The following is a 23,722-nucleotide window of genomic DNA, read 5'->3' as shown; positions in this document are numbered from 1 at the left end:
GAGTGTAGGTGATGGTTCCGCGGTGCGCAGTCATCACCGGGCTTCTGGCATGATCGCGCGCATGCCGATCGAGCACCGCTACAACGACACCGATGCCTGCGCGCGCCACCTCGCCGAAGAGCTGGGTCCGGACCTGCGCATCGCCGCGCCGCTCGGCCTGGGCAAGCCGCACGGCCTGCTGAACGCGCTGTACGGACTCACCGTCAGCGACCCGGCGCGTTCGATGCGCCTGTACACCGCGTTGTCGCTGACCCGGCCGCAGCCGACTGCGGGACTGGAGCAGCGTTTCCTCGGACCGTTTCTCGAGCGCCACTTCGGTGCCAACCAGGTCGATCCGCAGTACGCGCTGGACCAGGCGCGCGACACGCTGCCGTCGAACGTCGAGGTGCATGAGTTCTACCTGCAGTCGGGCGCACTGCTTCACTCGGGCGCCGCGCAACGCAGCCATATCAGCCAGAACTACACCCACGTCGCGCGCGACCTGGTGGTGCAGGACATCAACGTGCTGGTGCAACTGGTGGCGCGTCGCGAGGGACCCGATGGCGTGCACTACAGCTTGTCGTGCAATCCGGACCTGACCCTTGATTTCCTGCGCCGGGTGCAACTGGCCGGCAAGCAGCGGCCGTTGTGCGTGGCGGTCGTGCATCCGGACCTGCCTTACATGGGCGGCGATGCGGAAGTTGCGGAAGATTATTTCGACGTGGAGCTGTGTCCACTCACGTCACCACGCTTGTTCGCGCTGCCGCGCGTGGCGGTCGACCTCGCCGAATATGCGCTTGGCCTGCACGCCAGCGCGCTGGTCAAGGACGGTGGCTGCCTGCAGATCGGCATCGGTGCGCTGTCCGATGCGCTGGTCAAGGCGCTGCTGCTGCGTCAGCAGGAAAACACCTTGTGGCGACGCGCGCTGGTGGCGCTCGACCCCGCCGGGGCCACGCATGCGGAGGCCTCCTTGCTGGGTGGCCTGGCGCCATTCCAGGCGGGCCTGTACGGGGCCAGCGAGATGGTCATGGATGGTTTCATGCACCTGCAGCGCGGCGGTATCCTGAAACGGCGCAGCTGGGACAACCTCGCGCTGGAGCGCGCCTCGGCCGCGGGCCGGCTGGCGGACGACGTGCCGGGCGGTCATTACCTGCGCGGCGCGTTCTTCCTCGGCTCGCGCGAACTGTACGACTGGCTTGGCGCCACCGAAGCGGCCGACCCGGATGCGATCGACATGTGTCCGGTCTCCAACGTCAACCAGCTCTACGGCGACCATCAGGCATTGGCGACGCTGCAGCGGCGCGGTGCACGTTTCTTCAACACCTGCATGATGGCGACCGTGCTCGGTGCGGCCATATCCGACACGCTGGACGATGGCAGTGTGGTCAGCGGCGTCGGCGGGCAGTACAACTTCGTGGCGATGGCGCACGAGTTGCCGGATGGCCGCTCGATCCTGTTGTTGCGATCGACCCGGCAGAGCCGTGGCGGCATCGAAAGCAATATCCGCTGGAACTACGGTCAAACCACCATTCCGCGTCACCTGCGCGACATCTACGTCACCGAGTACGGCGTTGCCGACCTGCGTGGCAAGAGCGACAGCGAGTGCATCGAGGCGATGCTGGCGATCAGCGACGCGCGTTTCCTCGATGCGCTGTGCGCGGAGGCGAAGGCGCACGGCAAGCTGGCGGCGGATTTCGTGATACCGGAAGCGTGGCGCCGGCATCGCCCACGTTACCTGCGCGAGGCCCTGGCGCCCCTGCAGCAGAAGGGGTTGTTGCCGACGTTCCCGTTCGGCAGTGACTTCAGCGACGTCGAGCAGCGCCTGTTGCCGGCGTTGACCTGGCTGAAAGCCGGTACCGGCAACTGGCGCGGCAGGCTGCGGCTACTGCGATCGATCATCCGCCCCGGCCCGGTGGCCGAAGGCGAAGCCGAGGCATTGGCCCGGATGGGGCTGGCGGCGCCACAGAGCCTCGCCGATCGCCTGCAACAACGGCTGCTGCAGACGGCGTTGCGACACTGAAGCGGCAACATCGGTTCGGTTATCCTTGACAGCTGAACGCCGATTCCCGCGGCGGCAAGCTCCGGTTATTTCCCGTCATGAAAGAAGCATCCATTTCGTCCCCACGCCCGGCCGAGCCCGCACCGCGGCGGCCCAGCGTATCCGTGCAGATCGGCAAGGTGCTGGTCGGCGGCGGCGCGCCGGTGGTGGTGCAGTCGATGACCAACACCGACACCGAGGACCCGGCCAGCACCGCGAAGCAGATCGCCGAACTGGCCCGCGCCGGCTCCGAACTGGTCCGCATCACGGTGAATACCCCTGCCGCTGCCGCGGCGGTGCCGCGGATTGCCGAGCGGCTGGCGATGATGGGCGTGGACGTGCCGATCATCGGCGACTTCCACTACAACGGGCATCAGTTGCTGGAGCGCGAACCGGCCTGCGCCGAGGCGCTGGCCAAGTACCGCATCAATCCCGGCAACGTCGGTTTCGGCAAGAAGAAAGACAGCCAGTTCGGCGCGATCATCGAGATGGCGCTGCGCTACGGCAAGCCGGTGCGCATCGGCGCGAACTGGGGGTCGCTGGACCAGAGCATGGTCACCGCGCTGATGGACCAGAACGCCCAGCGCGCCGACCCGTGGGATGCCTCGCACGTGGCGCGCGAAGCGCTGATCCGCTCGGCGCTCGACTCCGCCGCCAAGGCCGAGGAGATCGGCCTGGCACGCGATCGCATCATCCTGTCCTGCAAGGTTTCCGGAGTACAGGAATTGATCGCGGTGTACCGCGACCTGGCTGCGCGCTGCGACTACGCGCTGCACCTGGGCCTGACCGAGGCCGGCATGGGTTCCAAGGGCATCACAGCTTCCAGTGCCGCGCTGGCGGTGCTGCTGCAGGAAGGCATCGGCGACACCATCCGCATCTCGCTGACGCCGGAGCCGGGCGCCTCGCGCACCGGCGAGGTCATCGTGGCGCAGGAACTGCTTCAGACGATGGGCCTGCGTTCGTTCACGCCACTGGTCACCGCCTGTCCGGGTTGCGGACGCACCACCAGCGAGTTTTTCCAGGAACTGGCCAAGACCGTGCAGGAACACGTGCGCGAGCAGATGCCGGTCTGGCGCATCAAATACGACGGCGTGGAGAACCTCACGCTGGCGGTGATGGGTTGCATCGTCAATGGGCCAGGCGAATCCAAGCACGCCAACATCGGCATCTCGCTGCCGGGCAACGGCGAGACGCCGGCGGCGCCGGTGTTCATCGACGGCGAAAAGGCGATGACCCTGCGCGGGGACAACATCGCCAACGAGTTCGTCGGCATCCTCGACGATTACGTGGCGCGCAAGTATGCGTTGCGGACGGGCTGAGGCTCCGATTACGCTGTCACGGCGGGCGTTGTTGCATACTGGCGCCCGTCCGCAAAAATTTACGTATCGCGCGCGAGATGACCTCACCGGAGTCCCGTAGTGAGAATCAACCCTCAATCCCGTATCGTCCTGCTTTACGTCGTGCTGTCCGCGCTGTGGATATGGTTTTCCGACCATGCGCTGGATGCCCTGGTGCACGACCATATCGAGTTGACCTCGCTGCAGAGCTTCAAAGGCTGGCTGTTCGTGGCGAGCACGGGTGCGCTGCTGTACTGGATGATCGGTCGCGACCTGCACCGGCTCAGGGTCGCCAACCAGACGTTGCTGGACGGTCATACCCAGTCGCTGCGCGTGCTGGTGTCGGCCATGGATATCCGTCATCGCGAAACCAGCGACCATTCCGACCGCGTGATGCGCATGGCCACCGGACTGGCCAAGCTCGCCGGTGTGCATGGCGAAACGCTGCACAACCTGACCTTCGGCGCGCTGCTGCACGACATCGGCAAGCTGGCCTTGCCGGACTCGATACTGATCAAGCCGGGCAAGCTGGACGATGAGGAAATGCGGGTGATGCGCGGGCATGCACAGCTCGGTTACGACCTGTTGCAGCGGGTGGATTTCCTGCGCGGAGCCGGCGACATACCGCACAGCCACCATGAACGCTGGGACGGCACGGGTTATCCGCAAGGCCTGCGCGGTGAGGCGATTCCGCTGGCAGCAAGGATCTTCAGCGTGGTCGACGTATGGGACGCACTGATCAGCGCCCGCGTCTACAAACCGGCCTGGCCCGAGGCCGACGTGCTGGCCTACCTGCGCGCCGCCGCCGGCGGCCAGCTCGATCCGAATATGGTGGCGCTGTTCCTGAAGAACTATGACGCGCTCAAGTTGCTCGGTGGGGCGCCCGAGGACCGCAATCGTCCAGGCATGGCTGCAGCAAGCGTGGCGTAAGGTCAGCCCAGCTGCCGACCGTCCCGGGCTGTTGGCCGAGGCGGACGACTTCCTGCAGGAACTGCTCGCGCGGGATCTCGATCGCACCCAGGCCGAGCGTGTGCGGGTTGCTGACCTGGGTGTCGATCAGCGGAAACCCCATCCCGTGCAGCAGGCGGGCCAGCGCGATCAGGGCAAGTTTGGAGCCGCCGCTTTCGTTGCTGAACATCGACTCGCCACAAAACAGCCGGCCAATGGCGACGCCGTAGATACCGCCCACCAGTTGTTCGCCGTCCCAGACTTCCACGCTGTGCGCGTGGCCCAGACGGTGCAATTCCACGTAGGCATCGATCATGGCCGGTACCAGCCAGGTACCCGATTCGCGATCGCGCGGTGCGGCGCAGGCGCGGATGACGGCGTCGAACGCATGGTCGACCGTCAGCCGCCACGACTTGCCTGCAAGCTGTCGACGCAGGCTGCGATTGATCCGCGCGGTTTCGGTGCGGAATACGCAACGCGGATCGGGGGACCACCAGAGGATCGGCTCGCCTTCGCTGAACCAGGGAAAGATGCCGAGGCCATAAGCCGCCAGTAGACGCGGTGGCGACAGGTCGCCGCCGAAGGCCAGCAGGCCGTTTGGCTCGATCAAGGCGCGGCGTGGATCGGGGAATCGATCCGGCGAATCGGCATCCAGCAACGGCAGCCTCATCGCGCGCTTTGCCCATGATCGGCATAAGGACTGTGGCCTTGCAGCTCGGCTGCATAGTCATCGACCGCCGCCGTTTCGCGCACCAGCGCTGCGGCCACCGCGGCGCGAAACTCCGGATGCAGCAAGTAGTGCCGCGACTGCGTGCGTACCGGCAGGAATCCGCGTGCGAGCTTGTGCTCGCCCTGCGCACCAGGTTCGAAACGCGCCAGCTTTTGAGCGATCGCATGCTCGATACCACGGTAGTAGCACAGCTCGAAATGCAGCCCCGGTACCTCCACCGACGCGCCCCAGTAACGGCCGTAAAGTACGTTGTCGCTCTGCACGAACAGCGCCATGGCGACGATACGCTCTCCGTCGCGCGCCAGCGCGAGTTGCGTGATCTGGCCCAGCTTGCCCAGCCGGCTGAAAAATGCCGCGGTCAGCGCCGCATGGTTGCCCTTGGCATCGAAGGTTGCTGCATACAGCGCGTGCACCTGTCGCCATTCGTCGCGGCTGAGACTCTCACCGCTACGCCATTCGATGGCCAGGCCGCTGGCCGCGACCTGGCTGCGTTCGCGCAGGATGTTCTTGCGCTTCTTGTGGTTGAGCGCGGCAAGGAAATCCGGGAAGTGCCGGTAGCCGCGGTTGTGCCAGTGGAACTGCACGTCGGAGCGGGCCAGCCAGCCTTGATCCGCAGCGCCTTCGTCGAATGCGTCGAGTTCGGCTTCCTGCAGGAAATTGGCGTGGATCGACGACAGCCCCATGCGTTCGGCCTCGCTGCGCATCGCCTCGACCAGCGCCCGTTGCAGCCGCGGCGTTTGTTCGTCGGCGCCGGCCAGCAGGCGCGGGCCCGGTACAGGCGAGTAGGGCACGGCGTTGAGCAGCTTGGGGTAGTAGTCACCACCGGCACGCTCCCACGCGCTGGCCCAGCCCCAGTCGAATACGAACTCGCCGTGCGAATTGCCTTTCAGGTACAGCGGCGCGGCGGCGAGCAAGCGGCCGTCTTCATGGATGCCCAGGTGATGGGCCTGCCAACCCCAGTCGGGGCGAATGCAGCCGCCCTGTTCCAGCGCATGCAGGAACGCGTGGGACACAAACGGATTGGCATCGGTGCGCAGAGCGTCCCATTCCGCCGCAGGCAGTTCGGCGATTGCGTCGTGGAAGCGGATGTCGTGCATGGCGTGACCTGTAGGAGCCCGCTTGCGGGCGATGCTTTTTATGAAGCCCGAATCCCGTAAAAGGCATCGCCCGCTAGCGGGCTCCTGCATGCATCAGCTGGCCGGCGTCTGCTGATCCAGCCAGCGCTCGGCATCCAGTGCGGCCATGCAGCCGAATCCGGCCGAGCTGACCGCCTGGCGATAGACATGGTCGGCCACGTCGCCGGCGGCGAACACGCCCGGCACCGAGGTCATCGTGGCCATGCCGTTCTGGCCGCTGTGGATCCTGATGTAGCCGTCATGCATGTCGAGCTGGCTTTCGAAGATGCCGGTGTTCGGGGTATGCCCGATCGCCACGAAAAAGCCGGTGGCCTCGATGTCGCGGGTGACGCCGGAATTGACGTCTTTCACGCGCACGCCGGTGACGCCGCTGTCGTCGCCCAGCACCTCGTCGATGGTGTGGTTCCAGACCAGCTCGATCTTGCCGGCGGCGGCTTTCTCGAACAGCTTGTCCTGCATGATCTTTTCGGCGCGCAGCTTGTCACGGCGGTGCACCAGGTAGACCTTGCGGCCGATATTGGCCAGGTAAAGCGCTTCTTCGACCGCGGTGTTGCCGCCGCCGATCACCACCACGTCCTGGTCGCGGAAGAAGAATCCGTCGCAGGTGGCGCAGGCGGACACGCCCTTGCCCTTGTACTTCTCCTCGCTGGCGATGCCGAGGTACTTGGCGGTGGCGCCGGTGGTGATGATCAGCGCGTCGGCGGTGTATTCGCCGGAGTCGCCCTTGAGCCGGAACGGACGCTGTTTCAGGTCGACCGTGTGGATGTGGTCGAAGATCATTTCGGTGTGGAAGCGCTCGGCGTGTTCGGCCATGCGCTGCATCAGTGCCGGGCCCTGCAGGCCCTCGACATCACCCGGCCAGTTGTCCACGTCGGTGGTGGTCATCAACTGGCCACCCTGTTGCAGGCCGGTGATCATGGTCGGCTTCAGGTTGGCACGCGCCGCGTACACCGCAGCGGTGTAGCCGGCCGGACCGGAGCCGAGGATCAGCAGGCGGCTGTGTTTGGTGGTGCTCATGGTTGTTATAATCCTTGAGTTTACTGATGGCCTGGACCCTTATTCGCTGCAGCTGCCCCGATGGTTTCATCGTCTTGGAGACAGCCTGCGTTGATGGGTCCACGAATCCGCAAGGATGGGGAATACACCCGGCCGATTCAAGGTAGGCGACAGATTCAACGACACCACCGCGCTGCCAACGCGATGGATTTACAACGTGCTTTCACAGGATTCTCCCCACCATGCGTATCGGTATCCCCTCCGAAACCAAGACCCTCGAAGGTCGTGTTGCCCTCGTTCCCGCCGCCGCTGCCGATCTGGTGCGTCGTGGCCATGAAGTGTTCATCCAGTCCGGTGCCGGCCTGAAGAGCGGCTTTGCCGACGAGGTCTACGTCAGGGAAGGCATCAAGATCGTGCCCGACGCTGCCGCGCTGTATGAGGCTGGCGAGCTGATCGTCAAGGTGAAGGAGCCGGTTGCCGGCGATCTGGCACTGCTGAAGAAGCATCACCTGCTGTTCTGCTACCTGCATCTGGCGGCCGAGCCGGAGTTGACCAGGAGCCTGCTCGACATCGGCCTGACCGGCGTGGCATTTGAATCGGTCGAGGAAGACGGCGCGCTGCCGCTGTTGTTGCCGATGTCGGTCATCGCTGGCCGCATCGCTACCCAGATCGGCACGACGCTGCTGCATCGCCCGCAGGGCGGCAAGGGCAAGCTGCTGGGCGGCATGGCATCCACCCCGCGCGGCAAGGTCGTGGTGCTGGGCGCCGGTGCCGCCGGTGGCGCGGCGGCAGCGTTGGCCGCGGCGGCCGGTGCCAACGTGGTGGTGTTCGACAAGCGCCAGGATCGCCTCGCCGAGATGATGGCGATGGGTCCGAACGTCACCGCGCTGTACGCCTACGAGTCATCGGTGGCCGAGGAAGTGCGCGATGCCGACATCGTGGTCGGTGCGGTGCTGGTGCCCAGCGCCAAGGCGCCGCGCGTGGTCACCGAGGCGATGGTCAAGACGATGGAGCCGGGCAGTGTGCTGGTGGACATTGCGATCGATCAGGGCGGCTGCTTCGAGACCTCGAAGCCGACCACCTGGAAGGAACCGACCTACGACGTGCATGGCGTCACCCACTTCTGCGTGACCAACATGCCCGGCGCGGTGCCGCAGACGTCGTCGCTGGCGATCTCGGCCGCCATCCTGCCGTACGTGCAGCGTCTGGCTGCCGGCAACGAGTGGCGCGAGTTTGCTCCGCTCGCCGGTGGCATCAACGTCGATGGCGGCAAGCTGGTGCATCCGGCGCTGCAAGGTATGCTCTGACCCTTGGCAGTCAGGAAGGGGGCACCCAAGGTGGCGCGCAGCGCGAATGTGAAGCAACAACCGAGGGCTGCCCTCAGCGAGGAGCTGAAGCGCCGGCTGCGTGAAGCCGGCGCCTTGCTGCTGCTGCCACTGGCGCTGTATCTGCTGGTGTGCCTGTTCAGCTACAACCCGCATGACCCCAGCTGGACGAACGCCGGCCAGCTGGAGCATGCGCACAATTTCGGCGGCACCGTCGGCGCCTATGTTGCCGACCTGCTGCGCTGGATCTTTGGCCTGGTGGCCTATTGTTTCCCGTTGCTGCTGCTGTTGCTGGGCGTGCAGGTGCTGCGCCAGCACGGCGAGCGTGTGGTGCATCCGTGGGAACCGGCACTGCGGCTGATCGGCTTCGTGTTCTTCTTCATCACGGGCCCGGCACTGCTCTACCTCAATTTCCATGACGAGCCGGTGCTGCCGCAGGGCGTGGGCGGCATCATTGGCGTGTGGGTCGGCAATGCGCTGCTCAGTGCGTTTGGCGAAAAAGGCGCGCCGTTGCTGCTGTTGGCGCTTTTCCTGATCGCAGTGACCCTGGCGACCGGGTTGTCCTGGTTCAAGCTCGCGGACTGGACCGGGCAAGCCGTGCTGAAACTGGCGGACTGGCTCAAGGGCAAGTTGCGCGAAGCACCGCAGGCCATGGCCGCCAGGCAGGCGCGGACCGAGCGTGAGGTGGTCAAGAAAGCCGACGCCGTGAAGCAGGCCAAGCGCGAGCCGGTGCGTATCGAGGCCGCACCCGCGCCGGTGACCAAGAGCGAGCGGGCAAAACTGGAAACGCAGATTCCCCTGTTCGTCGGTGCTGCCACGCCGGGTGAGTTGCCGCCGCTGTCGCTGCTGGACGAAGCACCGCCACAGGGGCCGGGCTATTCCGAGGAAACCCTCGAGGTGCTCTCGCGCCAGGTCGAGTTCAAGCTCAAGGACTTCAAGATCGACGTGAAAGTGGTCGGTGCTTATCCGGGCCCGGTGATCACCCGCTTCGAGATGGAGCCGGCGCCCGGTATCCGCGGCTCGCAGGTGTCGAGCCTGGACAAGGACATCGCTCGCGGACTGTCGGTGGTCAGCGTGCGCGTCGTCGACGTGATCCCGGGCAAGAACGTGATCGGCCTGGAGATCCCCAATACCCACAAACAGATCGTCTATCTGTCCGAGATCCTGCGGTCGGAAAAGTACGACCAGATGAAGTCGCCGCTGGCGCTGGCGCTGGGCAAGGACATCGGCGGCAAGCCGATCGTGGTCGACCTCGGCAAGATGCCGCACCTGCTGGTGGCCGGCACCACCGGTTCGGGCAAGTCGGTGGCGGTCAACGCGATGGTGTTGAGCCTCTTGTACAAGGCCAGCGCGAAAGACGTGCGGATGATCATGATCGACCCGAAGATGCTGGAGCTCTCGGTGTACGAGGGCATCCCGCACTTGCTGGCGCCAGTGGTCACCGACATGAAGGAGGCTGCCAATGCCCTGCGCTGGTGCGTCGCCGAAATGGAGCGCCGCTACAAGCTGATGGCCGCGGTCGGCGTGCGCAACCTGGCCGGCTTCAACAAGAAAGTGAAGGACGCCGAGAACGCCGGCCAGCCGCTGCTCGATCCACTGTTCCGGCCCAACCCGGACATGCCGAACCTCGCCGCCGAGCCGCTGGAACCGCTGCCGTACATCGTGATCATCATCGACGAATTCGCCGACATGATGATGATCGTCGGCAAGAAGGTCGAAGAGCTGATCGCCCGCCTGGCGCAGAAGGCGCGCGCCGCCGGCGTGCACCTGGTGTTGGCCACCCAGCGTCCGTCGGTGGACGTCATCACCGGCCTGATCAAGGCGAACATCCCCACCCGCATCGCGTTCCAGGTATCCAGCAAGATCGACTCGCGCACCATCCTCGATCAATCCGGTGCGGAAGCATTGCTGGGCCACGGCGACATGCTGTACCTGCCGCCCGGCACGGCCACGCCCGAGCGTGTGCACGGCGCCTTCGTCGACGACCACGAGGTGCATCACGTGGTGGCCTGGCTGAAGTCGCAGGGCGCGCCGCAGTACATCGAAGGCGTGCTGGAAGAAGCGCAGCCGACCAGCGACGGCAAATTCATCAACGATTCCGGCCTGCCGCAGGAAGGCGAGGAGGGCGGCGACGCCGACACCCAGCTTTACGACAAGGCGGTGGCGGTGGTTACGCAGACGCGGCGCGCCTCGATCTCCGGCGTGCAGCGTCATCTGCGCATCGGCTACAACCGTGCCGCGCGGCTGGTCGAACAGATGGAACAGGACGGCGTAGTCAGCGCCCCCCAGCACAACGGCAACCGCGAAGTGCTGGCGCCACCCCCGCCGAAGAACTGAATGACATAACCGTAGGAGCCCGCTGGCGGGCGATGCCTTTGCTCCGATGGTCGAAGCAAGAGATCGCCCGCCAGCGGGCTCCTACGGTTCGGTTAAGTCGAAACTATCCACAATTGCCGCCATCGCCATGCTTCGGGGAATCCGATGAAACGCTTCATGCTTGCTCTTGCCACCATGCTGGCGTTGTCGCTGGTTACCGTGGCGCAGGCCGCCACCGGCCCGGCGCGGGCGCGGCTGGATGCCTTCGCCACCGGGTTGCATTCGTTGACCGGGCATTTCAACCAGACCCTGACCGGCGTCAACAACCAGGTCAGCAAGGCCAGCTCCGGCACGCTGGCGCTGGAGGCGCCGCGTGAATTTCGCTGGGATACGCTGGCGCCGTACAAACAGACCATCGTTGCCGACGGCAGCCGGGTATGGATGTATGACCCGGAACTGGAGCAGGTCACCGTGCGCGTACAGAGCACCGAAGAGGCGCACAGCCCGCTGACCGTGCTGACCGACGTCAAGCAACTGGACAAGAACTTCAAGGTGGCCGAGCAAGGCGAGCACGATGGCCTGGTGTGGTTGCGGCTTACCTCCACCGGCAAGGATCCGCAATTCGATTACGCCGACCTCGGCTTCGACGCGAACGGCCTGGCACGCATGACGTTCCGCGACCAGCTCGGTTCCACCACCGACATCCGTTTCTCCGGCTGGCAGCGCAACACCCAGATTCCGCCAGCCACCTTCAATTTCGTGCCGCCGAAAGGCGCCGATGTGATCGGCGATGCGCCGGTGATCACGACCCAGCCGCTGCAGGACTGATCCTCCTCCACTGCCGGTAAGCCATGCGTTCCATAGCCGGCATCGACGGGCATGGAGAGTGGTCTGACTGCACATGAACCGGCCGGCGGGCAGGGCATGGCTTATCATGGCGCCATGTCACGCTCTGTCTCGATATCCAGCCCCGGCCTGTTCGGCGAACCCGAAGCGCTCAAACCACTGGCTGAGCGCATGCGTCCGCGCAGCCTCGACGAAATCGTCGGGCAGCAGCGGCTGGTCGGTCCGGACAAGGCGCTGCGCCGCGCGCTGGAAGCCGGCAAGATCCATTCGATGGTGTTGTGGGGCCCGCCCGGTTGCGGCAAGACCACGCTGGCATTGCTGGTGGCGCGCTACGCCGATGCGGATTTCCGCGCGATCTCCGCCGTGTTGTCCGGCCTGCCGGATGTGCGCAAGGCGCTGGCGGAAGCCGAGGTGAATTTCGGCCAGGGTCGCCGCACCGTCCTGTTCGTCGATGAGGTGCACCGCTTCAACAAGACCCAGCAGGATGCGTTCCTGCCGCACATCGAACGCGGCGTGATCATCTTCATCGGTGCCACCACCGAGAACCCCTCGTTCGAACTGAACTCCGCGCTGCTGTCGCGCTGCCGCGTACACGTGCTGGAACCGATCTCGACCGGCGACATCGTGGCCGCACTCAAGCGTGCGCTGACCGACGACGAACGCGGGCTCGGCGAGTTGCAGTTGCAGGTGGGTGACGAATCGCTGGAGTCGATCGCCCAGGCCGCCGACGGTGACGTGCGCCGTGCGTTGACGCTCCTGGAAATCGCCGCCGAACTGGCCGAAGACAAGCGTATCGACGACACCACGCTGACCCAGGTTCTGGCCGATCGCACCCGCCGTTTCGACAAGATGGGTGAGCAGTTCTACGACCAGATCTCGGCATTGCATAAATCCGTGCGCTCATCCGATCCCGATGCGGCGGTGTACTGGCTGTGCCGCATGCTCGATGGGGGCGTCGATCCGCTGTACCTGGCGCGTCGGATGACCCGCATGGCGGTGGAAGACGTCGGCCTGGCCGAACCGCGCGCCTGGCGCATGGCGCTGGACGCGTGGGACACCTACGAGCGCCTGGGCAGCCCCGAAGGCGAACTGGGCCTGGCCCAGCTGGCGATCTGGCTGGCGATCGCGCCGAAAAGCAATGCCGCCTACATGGCCTACAACAAGGCTCGCGCCGCCGTGCGCGAAGGCGGTACGCTGGAAGTGCCGATGCACCTGCGCAACGCTCCAACCAAGTTGATGAAGGGCCTCGGCTACGGCAAGAACTACCAGTACGACCACGATGCCGAAGGTGGCGTCGCGCTCGGTCAACAATGTCTGCCTGAAGGCCTGGAAGGCAGCATTTTCTATGAGCCGGTCGAACGCGGATTGGAACTGCAACTGCGCGAAAAACTGCTGGCCCTGCGCGCCGCGCGTGAGCAGGCGCGCGGCAAATAAATCACGACGCGTTTGTTGTTACCCGTGCGATATGGCCTGGGTGGTCTGGATGGTCGCGTTACGCGTCGATCTGACACCACCGTTTCGTGTCTGCGCGAGCGCGCGCGCCATGCGCTGTACAGCCTCGTCCAGCTCGGTTTCATCGTGATAGCAGAAGCCGAGTCGCATGAACGGTTGCTCGCGTTGGAAGAATTCGTAGCGCCCCGCATCGAAGAACTGCACGCCCTCGCGCTCCCCGGCGAGCGACCAGGCGGCCACGTCGATCGCATCATCCACACGCAGCCATAGCCCCATGCCACCGGCGGGGATGCGGAAGGTCACGGCGCTGCCGAGGTGACGTGTCAGCGAGGCCGCCAGGGTATCGCGCCGCGCCGCGTAGATGCGCCGCATTCGCCTGACGTGGCGCAGCAGTTCGCCGTCCTCGAAGAGTTCGGCAATCGCGCATTCCATCGCCGCATCGCCTTGGGCATCGCTCGCTGCGCGCAGGCTTGCCAGCCGTTCGAACACCGGTGCCGGCGCGATCACGAAGCCAGTGCTGATTCCTGGTGCCAGCAGGTTGGACAACGAGCCGAGGTAGATGACGTTGGCGCGACCGACGCCTGAGGCGATCGGCAGAATCGGCTTGCCGGCATAGTGGAATTCGTGGTCGTAATCGTCCTCGATGATCGCAAAGCCGTGCCGCACGGCAAGCTCTGCCAGCCGCACCCGTTTCTCGTGCGACATGACCACGGTGGTCGGGAACTGATGATGCGGCGTCAGGAACACGGCACGCACCTGTTGCTGCGTCAGCAACGCTTCCAGCGCGCTGATGCTGAGCCCGTCGTCGTCCAGCGGCAATGGCATCAGTCGTGCGCCAGCCAGTTTCAGCACGCTCCACGCCGGCGGATAACCGAATGCCTCGACGACGACGATATCGCCCGGCTGCAACAGCATGCGCGCGACCAGGTCGATGGCCTGTTCGATGCTGCGCGTGATCATGAGGTTGTCCGGCGCCACCGGCAGACCGCGTGTGCGCGCCAGCATGGCCGCCAGCTCCTTGCGCAGGCGCGGATGGCCGCAGGGATCGGCATAAGTCAGCAAGGCGCGGCCGCGCTGGCCAATGGCACGGCGAAACGCGCGCGCCATCGCCGCCGCCGGGAACAGACGTACATCGGGCATGCCGTTGGAGATGTTCAATGCGCCTGGTATCGGCGCGCTGATTGGCGGCAACCGATACACGGGCGGCGTGAGCGGGTAGGTCGGGTATTCCGCCGACGGCGCATGCGCCGCGAACGGGGCGATCACCGATTCGGCGACGAAGGTGCCCCCACCGATACGCGTACTGATCAGCCCTTCGGCCGCTAGCTCGCCATAACCGGCAATCACGGTGTTGCGGTTGACGCCAAGGCATTCGGCCAGTTCGCGCGAACCTGGCAGCGCTTCGCCGGGTTTGAGCCGGCCGCGTTGGATATCGTCGGCGATGGCGCCAGCAAGCTGCAGGAACAGCGGCTGTTCCCGCGCAGAGTCCAACGTGATCGTCAGCTCCCATCGACGCATCAGTCGATTGTAACGCCGATCCGCGGCGGCAACCGACCGGACCAGCTCCCATCGCAAAAGTGGTGCTTTCGATGCGTTCCCCGCGCGACCAGTCTCGAAGCCCACATCAAGAGGGAGAACGCCATGCGCAGAATTTCGTATGCCATCCTGTTTGCTACGTTGGCCGGCAATGTCGCCATCGCGCAAACACCACTGGCGGCATCCGGTGGCTCCGGTTATTTCGTCTATAACCTGCCGTCGGCGGGTGGCACATTCAGTTCCGGCAACAGCATCGACAACCTGGGCACCATCAGTGGCAATGCCAATCAACCGGGTGACCAGACCACCCACGCGACGGTCTGGTTGTTCGGATCGCGATTCGACTTGGGTACCCTGGGCGGCGCCAACAGCAATGTGCAGTGGCCAGTAAAGAACAACCGGGGCGTGATTTCCGGCATTGCCGAAACCGCCGATGTGAATCCCTTGGGTGAGGCTTGGAGCTGTTCTGCTTTTTTTCCGGGGAAGGCCACGCTGCATAACTGCGTGGGGTTCGTCTCAAATTGGGGCAGATTGCGGGCGCTGCCCACACTGGGCGGCTACAACGGTTTCGCCACCGGAACGAACGACCGTGGCCAGACGGTCGGCTGGGCGGAAAACACCGTGCACGATTCAACCTGCAACTTGCCTCAAGTGCTGCAGTTCCGTGCGGTCATCTGGGGGCCGGGCAGGAGTCAGATCGAGGAACTGCCGCCACTCCCGCTACAGCGCGGTGAAACCGTGGCGGACGTGGTTTCAGCGGCCACCGCGATCAACGACAAGGGCCAGGTCGTCGGCATTTCCGGTATCTGCTCGAACGCGGTTGGCGGGCTGAGCGCCATCCATGCCGTGGTCTGGCAACACGGCAAGCCGACCTACCTGGGCAATATCGGCGGGGCGGCGTGGAACACCCCGATGGCGATCAATCAGAACGGCACGGTGGTCGGGTTCGCCAATGTGCAGGCAGGTAGCGGACTTCTGGCTCATGCGTTCCTCTGGACCAGGAATGGCGGCATGCGGGACCTGGGAACGCTGCCGGGTCAAGGAGCCGGTGCGCAAAGTCAGGCACTGGGCATCAATGAACGGGGGCAGGTGGTCGGTCTGTCCTGCGCGGCAGGGTTCGCCAGTTGCCAGGCTTTCCTGTGGCAGAACGGCGTGATGACCAACCTCAATGCACTGGTTGCAGGGGGTTACCACGACCAGCTTGTCCAGGCCAGCGACATCAATGACGAGGGAGTGATCACCGGCGAGGCCGTCGGCGCTTCCGGTGCCGTCCTGAGTTTTGTGGCGGCTCCCGGGTATAGGCCGAACAGCCGCATTGCAGCAGGCCTCCACGGCCTTGCGTTGCCGGTGGAGCTGCGGACGAAACTCTTGCAGCGCATGGGTCTGAAGGCGTCGGATTTCAGCGCGTCGCGCTAGTCGCGACGGTACAACGATGCCCATTCGCAACGGATGGGCATTCGCTGGCACCAGGAAACCCGCTTGTTGCCAGCATTTGGCAACGACGCCATCGAGCCCGGAAAACATGACCATGCCCCAAGAACAACAACTGCAGCGCATGAACGAGAAGTACGTGGCGGCCTCGTTGGCCGGCGACGTCGACTGGTATCGGATGCATCTTGCCGACGAGTTTGTGTGCATCGAATCGGATGCCTCGCTGCTGGACAAGCATGCCTTCCTGCAACTGACCGCCCGCGGTTGCTCGGACCTTGAGGACTACAAACTGGTCGATGTCGAGGTGAAGTTCTATGGAGATGTCGCACTCGTGCGTGCGTTGGGTTCGTGGACGAAGAAGACGGGTGCGCGCGGTATCAGCCGCTACATCGATGTCTACGTCCGCAACGACGACGAGTGGAAGGTGGTTTCTGCCCAAATCACCCGCGCACACGCAGGGGCCGATCATGAGTCCAACTAGCATGGTGGTTCTTGGCCTCGCTTGCGCCGTCATCCTCGCGACAGTGGTGAGCGCTGCCGGGATCGGGGCCGGCGGCGAGTCGAAGCCGGCAACACGATGCGGGTCGGTGCCATTTCGGCAGTTCGATTTCTTTGCGGGCGACTGGGATACCTACGAGGCCGGCTCTGCGTCCAGAATGGTGGCACGCAACAAGGTGACCATCGTCCTCGATGGCTGTGTCATCCGGGAGGATTACCGGCAAAACGACGGCATGCATGGTGAAAGTTTCAGCATCTACGACACGTCGCGCGACATGTGGCACCAGACCTGGGTGACCAACCGCGGCAAGCTGCTGCAGCTGGACGGCCATCTGGCGGGCGATCGCATGATCCTGACCGGTACGGAGACGTCGCCGGACGGAACATCGTCGTTGCTGCGAGGCACCTGGCGTCCCGATGCCGGAGCCGTGCGCGAGACCGCGGAACGCTCGACGGACAGTGGCAGAACCTGGAAACCGGTTTTTGACATCGTGTTTCGCCCGCACGTGCAAGGTGGCGATTGATATCGCGGTCGGCTCGGTTCGTGCCGGTATGCGAATTCGAACGCGCCGGCCGCTGCTGCGCATAACCTTGCCGAGGCCAGCGCATCGGGCATAGATTCGATGCATCAACCGGGGAGGGTGAAGCATGCGCGTACTCGTGGCGGGTCTTATCGGCGGCATCCTGATGTTCGTATGGGGCGTGGTGGCGCACATGGCGCTGGGTCTGGGCGAGGTGGGGTTCAGGCTTCCGGCCAATGAGAATGTGGCGCTCAGCGGCCTGCAGGAAGGGCTGGGCAGCCAAGCCGGCGTGTACATGCTGCCTTCGCTGGATCCGAAGAAGATGGGCAACGTGGCCGAAGTCAGGGCTTATTCGATCAAGGCCGTCCGCTCGCCGTATGCCTGGGTGGTCTATCAACCGCAGGGCACCGACATGATGCAGATGGGTCCGCAGATCGGGCGGCAATGGGCGTCCGATACCTTGTCCGCCCTCGCGCTGGCCTTCGTGATGGGTCTGGCCGGGCTGGGCTTTCGGCGTCGTCTCGCGGTAGCCGCTGCCGCCGCGATATTCGCCTGGCTCAGCACCATGCTGCCGTACTGGAACTGGTATCGCTTCCCGCTCGATTTCACCTACGCCGCCCTTGGGGAGCAGCTGATCGGCTGGCTGATTGCCGGTGCGGCAATGGCGTGGTGGCTGGGGCGCAGCGAACGCAAGCTGGCGCGTTGAGCGGATCGACAGGCCGGGTGGCGATGTCATCGCGCCCGGTATCGATTGCGGCGATTGCCACCCGGCAGCGATAATTCGCGGTTCAAGCCTTCACCCGGACTTCGATCATGCTGGATCCCGCCCTGCTGCGTTCGCGCCTCGCCGAAACCGCCGCACGCCTCGCCGAAACCCGCGGCTTTACGCTCGACGTGACCGCTGTCGAGTCGCTGGAGAACAGTCGCAAGCAGCTGGCGATGGAGACGCAGGAGCTGCAGAACCTGCGCAACACGCGTTCCAAGGCGATCGGCCAGGCCAAGGCGAAAGGCGAGGACGTGGCGTCGTTGATGGCCGAAGTCGCCGGTATCGGCGACAAGCTAAAAGCCAACGAGCAGGCCCTGGCCGACGTGCAGGCGAAGCTCGCCGCGATCGCGCTGGGCATTCCGAACATCCCGCATGAATCCGTGCCGATCGGCAAGGACGAAAAAGACAACGTCGAAACCAGCCGCTGGGGCACTCCGCGCGAATTCGCGTTTGCGGTGAAGGATCACGTCGAACTGGGCGAACGCCACGGCTGGCTCGACGGTGACGTGGGAGCCAAGCTCTCCGGTGCGCGTTTCACCGTGCTGCGCGGCCAGCTCGCGCACCTGCACCGCGCGCTCGGCCAGTTCATGCTCGACCTGCACACCAGCGAGCATGGCTACCTCGAATGCAATGTGCCGGTGATCGTCAACGCCGACAGCATGCAGGGCACCGGCCAGTTGCCGAAGTTCGAGGACGACCTGTTCGCCACCGAAGTCGGTGAAACGAAACGCTACCTGATTCCCACCGCCGAAGTCTCGCTGACCAACCTGGTGCGCGACACCATCCAGGATGCCGATGCGCTGCCGTTGCGGATGACCGCGCACACGCTGTGCTTCCGTGCCGAGGCCGGCAGCTACGGTCGCGACACCCGCGGCATGATCCGCCAGCACCAGTTCGAGAAAGTCGAAATGGTGCATATCGCCCGCGCCGACCAGTCGCATGCACAGCTCGAGGAAATGGTCGGCCACGCCGAAACCGTGCTGCAGAAGCTCGGCCTGCCGTACCGCAAGATGCTGTTGTGCAGCGGCGACATGGGCTTCACCGCGGTGAAGACCTACGACCTCGAAGTGTGGCTGCCCAGCCAGCAGACCTATCGCGAGATCTCCAGCTGCTCCAACTGCGAAGACTTCCAGGCCCGTCGCCTGCAGGCCCGTGTACGCAACGCCGACACCGGCAAGCCCGAACTCGTGCACACCCTCAACGGCTCCGGCCTCGCCATCGGCCGCACCCTGATCGCGGTGATGGAAAACAACCAGAACGACGACGGCTCGATCAACATCCCCGAAGCGCTGCGTCCCTACATGGCTGGTATGGACCGCATCGCATGAACACCCCCGCGCCAGTCCGGGGAACCTGGGACAAGGTCGAGTTCTACACCAGCTATTTCCTGTTGCTGGTGCTGCTCACGGTCATCGGCATGCGCCTCGGTTTCGATGGCGTGTGGCAGATGCCGAAAATCGATCTGGTGCTGTCGATCATCGCGCTGTGCATGGTCGTCGGCAGCTTCTGGTTTGCCCGCCACAATCGCCGCCTGCGGCTGTGGATCATCGCCCTGGCCAGCGCCACACAACTCGTCCCGATGGTCATCCGCCAACCGGTACTGCTGTTCCCGCTGATCGGCGCGCTGATTCCCGTGGCGATCTTGATAGGGTGCCTGATGGCCCTGTCGAAAAAGGGCCGCGACGGCCATCCACCCATGCGTTCCTGATAAGATTCCGTCTTCGCGATGGTCCGAATCGGAACTATCACCTTTCGTCCTGAGCGCAGCAAAGTAAAGTCGAAGGGCAGCAAGGTTGCAGTCACTGCGTGTCGTACGCTTTGAAAGGGAGAAGGGCAGGATGCTCGTAGCAAAACTGCCGTAGTGGCGCGCCTTGCAGCAACAAAGTTTATGGAGAGATGGCCGAGCGGTTTAAGGCAGCAGTCTTGAAAACTGCCGTAGTGGTAACACTACCGTGGGTTCGAATCCCACTCTCTCCGCCAGAAACGCAAAACGCCCCATGCGGGGCGTTTTGCGTTTCTGAGGTGACAGGATGAGAGCCCACTGGTTCGACAAATTTGTCAGGAACAAATTTGGACAGCCGCAGGCTGGCCCCGTAGCGCACAGCGCGTAGGGGTGAGGCTCATGGATGAGCCGAACAATCCCACTCTCTCCGCCATTTGTTTCAGGCTTTGTTAGTAAGTCTCAAAGATCCAGGAAACCCGCGTCAGGCGTGTGTCCCGTCAATCAGAATCATGTGCCCGACAGGGCTCACGTTGTGGATGCAAGCGGCCCGGCATTGAGCGCTGTCATCAGATGGTCAGTGAACGCCTGCACCTTGGTCGAGGGGCGGGGGCCGCCGGGAAAGACGGCATGCACGTCCACGGGTTCCAGCGCGTAATCAGTCAACAGGGCAACCAACGTGCCCGACCGCAATTCCGCGCCACACATTGCGGCGGAAGCCTGAGCGATGCCAAGTCCGGCGACCGCGCTGGCGTAGAGACCGGGCCCCGAGTCGGTGTGGATGCGGCCGGTCACGTCCACCGAAATGATCGTGTTGCGCCGCTTGAAGATCCAGCTTTCCCGGCCAAAACCGTTCGGACCGAAGATGCAGTCATGGTTCGCCAGATCGGCGGGGCTCCTTGGTATGCCGCGTGCCTTCAAATACGCTGGCGCGGCGACAACATACTTCGGCAGCGTCGCGAGCCTGCGCGCGCCGAACGTCGAATCCGCGAGCTTGCCGAGTCGGATGGCGACATCCACCCCTTCCGCGACGAGGTCCTGGTAGGCGTCGGACACACGCAGCTCCATCCGCAGCAGCGGATGGAGCGCCAGGAATTCGGGCAGGCGCGGGATGACTTCCCGCGTACCGAAAACCACGGGCAGCGCCACGCGGATAGCGCCGCGCAGCGAGTCGATACCGCGTGCAGCGTCCTCAGCCTCATCGAGGCTGGCGAGAACGTCGCGCGCCCTTTCGAGAAACTTCTCACCCGCCGTCGTCAGGGTGAGACGTCGCGTGGTGCGCAGTAGAAGCTTCACGCCCAGCCGCGTCTCCAGTTCCCCAATGATCCGCGATACCGAGGGCTGGGACAGGTTCATGTCGCGGGCGGCGCGGGTAAAGCTACCGCTTTCGCCTACCCGCACAAAAACAGTCAGTTCCTGAAGTCGATCATTCATTTGAGAATTGGATAAATGTTGTCCACTCCATGAGCATACCCTTGGAATAATGGATAGGCCACAATCGATTCGTTATCGACTCAAGGAACCCATGCCATGACTCTTCAAGACCGTTTGGACGCCCTCAAGGCTGATTTCGAAGGCGGAAAGTTCGCTTACAAACCAGGACCGGACGTGCTCGACACCATGCATCGCGCCACGTCGGAGCTGGTTGCCTCCGGCCAGGCGCTCAATGCCAGGAAGGCCGGCGACAAGGCGCCGGAGTTCGCACTCAAGGATCCCGACGACCATGTGGTTTCTTCAGTCGAGCTTCTCGCAAAAGGCCCGCTAGTCGTTTCGTTCTATCGCGGCGTCTGGTGTCCCTACTGCAACCTGGAACTCCAGGCCCTTCAAGCGGCGGCGTCGGCGATCGAGGCACGCGGCGCCAGCGTTGTCGTCATCTCGCCCCAGACGGCACCGAACAGCCGCAAGTCTCAGCGCGACAACCAGCTGACCTTCCCGATCCTGAGCGACGAGAAGAGCCGCGTCGCCGCCGCGTTCGGATTGCGGTTTTCGCTGCCGGACTACCTCGTCGAACTCTACAAGGGCTTCAAGAATGATCTGCCGACGTTCAACGACGATCCGGCCTGGGTGCTGCCGATGCCTGCACGGTATGTCATCGGCACCGATGGCATCATCGCCTATGCGGAGGTCAATCCTGATTACACGCAGCGTCCCGATCCGTCAGAACTTCTTCCGGTGCTCGACAAGCTGCGGACTAACGCCGTGGCTTGAATGATGACGAGCAAAAAGCACAGCCGTACCGGCAACTGATCCGCGCTTCGCGCGGCCGGGAATTTTGCAAACTTGATGGAGACGCCATGATCCGCTTTTATTTCCACCCCACGCCCAACCCCGCGAAGATCGCCCTGTTTCTCGAAGAGGCAGGGCTTCCTTACGAGGCGATCCCGGTCGACACCAGCAAGGGCGAGCAGCACCTTCCGTCCCTTCGCGCGATAAATCCCAACGGCAAGGTGCCCGCTATTGTCGACACGGAGGGTCCGGGTGGTAAGGAAGCACGTGTCTTTGACTCCACCGCAATCCTGATCTACCTCGCCGAGAAAACCGGGAAGCTCCTCGGCTCTGCGGAAGATCGCCCCGAGCTGCTTTCCTGGCTGCTGTTCCTTGCCTCCGGGCTCGGGCCGTTCTCGGGCCAGGCGGTGCATTTCCAGTTCGCGGCTCCTGAAGGTCTCGACTATGCCGTCAATCGTTACCGGCGTGAGGCCGAACGTCATTACCAGGTTCTGAACGATCATCTCGAAGGACGAACCTATATCGTTGGCGACACCTATACGATCGCGGATATCTCGGCTTGGGGCTGGCTCGACCGCGCTTCGTATGTATGCAAGGGCGCCGACGATCCGGTCGGCCCGTATCCGAACCTCAAGCGTCTTTTCGAGACCGTCGACGCGAGGCCGGCTGTGGCCCACGCGCGCGATGTCGGCAAGGATCATCCGTTCAAGAAGGTCAAAGACGAGGAGACCAAACGCGCACTCTTCCCGTCCAATTATTCCCCGGCTGTATGAGCCAGCCTCAAGCGATCGTGGAGACAAGCATGACGGATTCCATGGACTTTATGCCTCCGAAGGTCTGGACCTGGACCAAGCCAAGCGGAGGCACCTTCGCAAATACCAACCGGCCGATGGCCGGTCCGACGCATGACAAGGAGTTGCCGGTCGGCCGGCATCCACTCCAGCTCTACTCGCTCGGCACGCCGAACGGGGTAAAGGTCACGATCCTGCTCGAAGAGCTACTCGCGCTCGGCCATTCGGGCGCCGAGTACGACGCCTGGCTGATCAAGATCGGCGACGGCGACCAGTTCGGCAGCGGTTTCGTGGCGCTCAATCCGAACTCGAAGATTCCGGCGCTGCTCGATCGCAGCGGGCCGGAGCCAATTCGCGTGTTTGAATCAGGATCGATCCTGCTGTATCTCGCGGAGAAGTTTGGTGTCTTCCTTCCGAAGAACATCGCGGCCCGGACCGAGACACTGAACTGGCTGTTCTGGCAAATGGGCAGCGCGCCGTATCTGGGAGGCGGTTTCGGCCATTTCTATGCCTACGCGCCGACCAAGATCGAATACGCGATCGACCGCTTCGCCATGGAAGTGAAGCGGCAGCTCGACGTGCTCGACCGGCGCCTGGCCGAGAGCGAGTACCTCGCCGGTGGCGACTACACCATCGCCGACATCGCGGTGTTCCCCTGGTACGGCGGATTGGTGAAGGGCTGGCAGTACGATGCCGCCGATTTCCTTTCGGTGCAGGACTACAAGAACATCCAACGCTGGGCCGACACCATCCTCATGCGACCGGCCGTGAAGCGCGGGCGCATGGTCAATCGCACGAGCGGTGAGCCGTCGGAGCAGCTTCGCGAACGTCATGACGCCAGCGACTTCGACGACAAGACCCAGGACAGACTCGCCGGGGAAAACCGGGACGCGGGAAGTTGAATCGCCCGTTCCCCTGACTCATCGCGCCTGGCCGTCCCGGTTGTTGCAAGCTGACAGGGCGACCAGGTGTTTTTTCGGCCATGGCTTGAAAACGTTTCATTCCATGGGCGCGTTCCTGTTGCAGGTGTTGGCGGATGGCGGTCAGTTCGTCATCGCTCAAGCCTTGCTTGAGCCACTCTCGGCAGAAATCCGCTAGCGCCTGCGGTGTTTCTCCCATGTCGACGAAAT

21 protein-coding genes and 1 tRNA gene are annotated in these 23,722 nt (G+C 64.0%); 17 read left to right on the top strand and 5 right to left on the bottom strand.

Annotation, left to right across the window (positions count from 1 at the left end; genetic code table 11):
* Positions 1 to 49: 49 nt before the first annotated feature.
* The 3 genes from ACPPVV_RS09720 to ACPPVV_RS09710 all read left to right on the top strand — a co-directional run bounded on the left by ACPPVV_RS09720 (position 50) and on the right by ACPPVV_RS09710 (position 4,284).
* Complete coding sequence (locus tag ACPPVV_RS09720) at positions 50 to 1,999, top strand: acetyl-CoA hydrolase/transferase C-terminal domain-containing protein (protein WP_426699701.1); 1,950 nt, start codon at positions 50 to 52, stop codon at positions 1,997 to 1,999.
* Between the two features lie 77 nt (positions 2,000 to 2,076).
* Positions 2,077 to 3,336 carry a flavodoxin-dependent (E)-4-hydroxy-3-methylbut-2-enyl-diphosphate synthase gene (gene ispG, locus ACPPVV_RS09715; protein WP_426699700.1) on the top strand — a complete coding sequence of 420 codons (1,260 nt, stop codon included), beginning with the start codon at positions 2,077 to 2,079 and terminating at the stop codon, positions 3,334 to 3,336.
* A gap of 99 nt (positions 3,337 to 3,435) precedes the next feature.
* Complete coding sequence (locus ACPPVV_RS09710) at positions 3,436 to 4,284, top strand: HD-GYP domain-containing protein (RefSeq protein ID WP_426699699.1); 849 nt, start codon at positions 3,436 to 3,438, stop codon at positions 4,282 to 4,284.
* Here ACPPVV_RS09710 and aat read toward each other — a convergent pair.
* From aat to trxB, 3 genes are all read right to left on the bottom strand, one after another.
* Complete coding sequence (gene aat / locus ACPPVV_RS09705; protein ID WP_426699698.1) at positions 4,217 to 4,972, bottom strand: leucyl/phenylalanyl-tRNA--protein transferase; 756 nt, start codon at positions 4,970 to 4,972, stop codon at positions 4,217 to 4,219. The two genes, ACPPVV_RS09710 and aat, sit on opposite strands and share 68 nt — an antisense overlap.
* Entirely contained in the window at positions 4,969 to 6,129 is a 1,161-nt protein-coding gene (locus ACPPVV_RS09700) for a GNAT family N-acetyltransferase (protein WP_426699697.1), read from the bottom strand. The genes aat and ACPPVV_RS09700 overlap by 4 nt, the downstream gene beginning before the upstream one ends.
* 93 nt (positions 6,130 to 6,222) lie before the next feature.
* Entirely contained in the window at positions 6,223 to 7,185 is a 963-nt protein-coding gene (trxB, locus tag ACPPVV_RS09695) for a thioredoxin-disulfide reductase (protein ID WP_426699696.1), read from the bottom strand.
* 221 nt (positions 7,186 to 7,406) lie between these two features.
* Here trxB and ACPPVV_RS09690 point away from each other — a divergent pair, with 221 nt between their 5' ends.
* The 4 genes from ACPPVV_RS09690 (at position 7,407) to ACPPVV_RS09675 (ending at position 13,085) form a co-directional block, all read left to right on the top strand.
* Entirely contained in the window at positions 7,407 to 8,471 is a 1,065-nt protein-coding gene (locus ACPPVV_RS09690; RefSeq protein ID WP_426699695.1) for an alanine dehydrogenase, read from the top strand.
* Between the two features lie 30 nt (positions 8,472 to 8,501).
* On the top strand, positions 8,502 to 10,826 hold the full coding sequence (locus ACPPVV_RS09685; protein ID WP_426703209.1) for a DNA translocase FtsK: 2,325 nt from the start codon (positions 8,502 to 8,504) through the stop codon (positions 10,824 to 10,826).
* 144 nt (positions 10,827 to 10,970) lie between these two features.
* Entirely contained in the window at positions 10,971 to 11,633 is a 663-nt protein-coding gene (gene lolA / locus ACPPVV_RS09680; RefSeq protein WP_426699694.1) for an outer membrane lipoprotein chaperone LolA, read from the top strand.
* A 114-nt stretch (positions 11,634 to 11,747) separates the two neighbouring features.
* Positions 11,748 to 13,085 (top strand): replication-associated recombination protein A, encoded by a 1,338-nt coding sequence (locus ACPPVV_RS09675; RefSeq protein ID WP_426699693.1) that lies wholly within the window; start codon positions 11,748 to 11,750, stop codon positions 13,083 to 13,085.
* Between the two features lie 18 nt (positions 13,086 to 13,103).
* On the opposite strand, the gene ACPPVV_RS09670 is transcribed toward ACPPVV_RS09675, so the two are convergent.
* Entirely contained in the window at positions 13,104 to 14,594 is a 1,491-nt protein-coding gene (locus tag ACPPVV_RS09670; RefSeq protein WP_426699692.1) for a PLP-dependent aminotransferase family protein, read from the bottom strand.
* On the opposite strand from ACPPVV_RS09670, the gene ACPPVV_RS09665 reads away from it, so the two are divergent.
* The 7 genes from ACPPVV_RS09665 (at position 14,529) to ACPPVV_RS09635 (ending at position 19,835) form a co-directional block, all read left to right on the top strand.
* Positions 14,529 to 16,055: a DUF3466 family protein gene (locus ACPPVV_RS09665; protein ID WP_426699691.1), complete on the top strand. Its 1,527-nt coding sequence runs from the start codon at positions 14,529 to 14,531 to the stop codon at positions 16,053 to 16,055. The genes ACPPVV_RS09670 and ACPPVV_RS09665 overlap by 66 nt on opposite strands.
* Before the next feature lie 106 nt (positions 16,056 to 16,161).
* Entirely contained in the window at positions 16,162 to 16,551 is a 390-nt protein-coding gene (locus tag ACPPVV_RS09660) for a nuclear transport factor 2 family protein (RefSeq protein ID WP_426699690.1), read from the top strand.
* On the top strand, positions 16,538 to 17,092 hold the full coding sequence (locus ACPPVV_RS09655; protein WP_426699689.1) for a hypothetical protein: 555 nt from the start codon (positions 16,538 to 16,540) through the stop codon (positions 17,090 to 17,092). Before ACPPVV_RS09660 ends, ACPPVV_RS09655 begins: the two co-directional genes overlap by 14 nt.
* 124 nt (positions 17,093 to 17,216) lie before the next feature.
* Positions 17,217 to 17,795, top strand: coding sequence for a hypothetical protein (locus tag ACPPVV_RS09650; protein ID WP_426699688.1), 579 nt, complete (start codon positions 17,217 to 17,219; stop codon positions 17,793 to 17,795).
* A 107-nt stretch (positions 17,796 to 17,902) separates the two neighbouring features.
* Positions 17,903 to 19,183, top strand: a complete 1,281-nt coding sequence (gene serS / locus ACPPVV_RS09645) for a serine--tRNA ligase (protein WP_426699687.1) — start codon at positions 17,903 to 17,905, stop codon at positions 19,181 to 19,183.
* The gene (locus ACPPVV_RS09640; protein ID WP_426699686.1) at positions 19,180 to 19,563 is read left to right on the top strand and encodes an LrgA; all 384 of its coding nucleotides are present in this window, start codon (positions 19,180 to 19,182) and stop codon (positions 19,561 to 19,563) included. Before serS ends, ACPPVV_RS09640 begins: the two co-directional genes overlap by 4 nt.
* A 182-nt stretch (positions 19,564 to 19,745) precedes the next feature.
* Positions 19,746 to 19,835: transfer RNA gene (locus ACPPVV_RS09635), tRNA-Ser, on the top strand.
* A 268-nt stretch (positions 19,836 to 20,103) separates the two neighbouring features.
* Here the strand turns inward: ACPPVV_RS09635 and ACPPVV_RS09630 are convergent.
* Positions 20,104 to 21,009 carry a LysR substrate-binding domain-containing protein gene (locus tag ACPPVV_RS09630; protein WP_426699685.1) on the bottom strand — a complete coding sequence of 302 codons (906 nt, stop codon included), beginning with the start codon at positions 21,007 to 21,009 and terminating at the stop codon, positions 20,104 to 20,106.
* 96 nt (positions 21,010 to 21,105) lie between these two features.
* Between ACPPVV_RS09630 and ACPPVV_RS09625 the strand changes: the two genes are divergently transcribed.
* Genes ACPPVV_RS09625 through yghU form a run of 3 tightly spaced genes read left to right on the top strand, consistent with a single transcriptional unit; the run spans position 21,106 to position 23,494 of the window.
* A complete protein-coding gene (locus ACPPVV_RS09625) occupies positions 21,106 to 21,783 on the top strand; it encodes a peroxiredoxin-like family protein (protein ID WP_426699684.1) in 678 nt (225 codons plus the stop codon).
* A complete protein-coding gene (locus ACPPVV_RS09620) occupies positions 21,780 to 22,574 on the top strand; it encodes a glutathione S-transferase family protein (RefSeq protein ID WP_426699683.1) in 795 nt (264 codons plus the stop codon). The genes ACPPVV_RS09625 and ACPPVV_RS09620 overlap by 4 nt, the downstream gene beginning before the upstream one ends.
* A 29-nt stretch (positions 22,575 to 22,603) precedes the next feature.
* Positions 22,604 to 23,494: a glutathione-dependent disulfide-bond oxidoreductase gene (gene yghU, locus ACPPVV_RS09615; protein ID WP_426699682.1), complete on the top strand. Its 891-nt coding sequence runs from the start codon at positions 22,604 to 22,606 to the stop codon at positions 23,492 to 23,494.
* Positions 23,495 to 23,722 lie beyond the last annotated feature (228 nt).

The organism is Rhodanobacter sp. Col0626 (genome assembly GCF_049994385.1).
Classification (GTDB): Bacteria; Pseudomonadota; Gammaproteobacteria; order Xanthomonadales; family Rhodanobacteraceae; genus Rhodanobacter.
Note: the sequence above shows the minus strand (reverse complement) of the source record. Positions and strands in the feature narration are given on the sequence as shown.